The sequence below is a fragment of the Klebsiella sp. MS 92-3 genome (assembly GCF_000195655.1).
Lineage (GTDB): Bacteria > Pseudomonadota > Gammaproteobacteria > Enterobacterales > Enterobacteriaceae > Klebsiella > Klebsiella pneumoniae.
On sequence record NZ_GL882779.1, the window covers coordinates 30,466 to 31,510 of the forward strand.

The 1,045-nt window shown below is 63.1% G+C and carries 2 protein-coding genes; one reads left to right on the forward strand and one right to left on the reverse strand.

From position 1 onward, the window contains the following. The coding region (locus tag HMPREF9538_RS33315) for a hypothetical protein (RefSeq protein WP_262199936.1) at positions 1–129 on the reverse strand (129 nt) is incomplete at its 3' end. Between the two features lie 108 nt (positions 130–237). Between HMPREF9538_RS33315 and HMPREF9538_RS18640 the strand changes: the two genes are divergently transcribed. Beyond that, positions 238–1,045, forward strand: an 808-nt coding sequence (locus HMPREF9538_RS18640) for a helix-turn-helix transcriptional regulator (RefSeq protein ID WP_009484555.1), incomplete at its 3' end; no start/stop codon positions are given.

A 1,045-nucleotide genomic window follows, 5' to 3' on the forward strand; every position in this document is an offset into this window, starting at 1 on the left:
GGCCGCCAGGGTGTGGGTGATGGCGTCCAGCGCCACATTGGTGATCGAGGTATCAATAAGCGGCAGCATCTGGCCGCTCAGCAGCAGCAACAGACCGGCGCGGCCGGGTGAAACAGCAGACGTATTCATGGGATTCTCCATTGCGTCATTCAGCAGACCGACGTAGCATTACCGATAAATTAAACGGGTACCAGTTCCTGTCTATACTGGTATTGGCACTACTATGCTGGAGGGGTGATGACCACGATGCCGCAACGGGAGTCGACGATCGCCGTGCCGGACGATCGACGCAAACAGCTGGGGGCCTTTCTGCGCGCCCGCCGTGAAAGCCTCGATCCGCAGCGCCTGGGGTTGCCCCGGGTGGGCCGCCGGCGCACGCCGGGTCTGCGCCGGGAAGAGGTGGCGATGCTCGCCGACGTCGGCGTTACCTGGTACACCTGGCTGGAGCAGGGGCGGGAGGTGAATCCGTCGGAGGCGGTGCTGGTGGGGGTGGCGAATGCCCTGCAGTGCAGTCCGCTGGAGACCCGGCATCTGTTCGTGCTCGCCGGGCTGACCCCGCCGGAAGCCACCCAGGTGACGGTGTGCGAAGGCATCAGCCCTGGCACCCGCCGGATGCTGGACAGCCTGATGCCGCAGCCGGCCAGCATTCAGAAACCGAACTTTGATATTGTGGCGTGGAACGACAGCTTCTGCCGCCTGATGGGCATCGATTTCGCCACCCTCCCGGAAGAAGATCGCAACTGCATTTATCTCTATCTGACCCATGAGACCTGGCGCAGCCGGATCGAAAATCGCGATGTGCTGCCGACCTTCGTCTCCTATTTCCGCGCCGCGATGGCCGAGCACCGCGGCGATCCGGCGTGGGAAAACAAACTGGCGCGCTTTTTCGCCGCCTCGTCGGAGTTTGAAGCGCTGTGGCATCAGCGCTACGAGGTGCGCGGCGTGGAAAACCAGATTAAACATTTTAACCACCCGCAGCTCGGGCGATTCAGCCTGCAGCAGATGTACTGGTATTCGGCGCCGCGCAACGGCTCCCCCCCCCCCC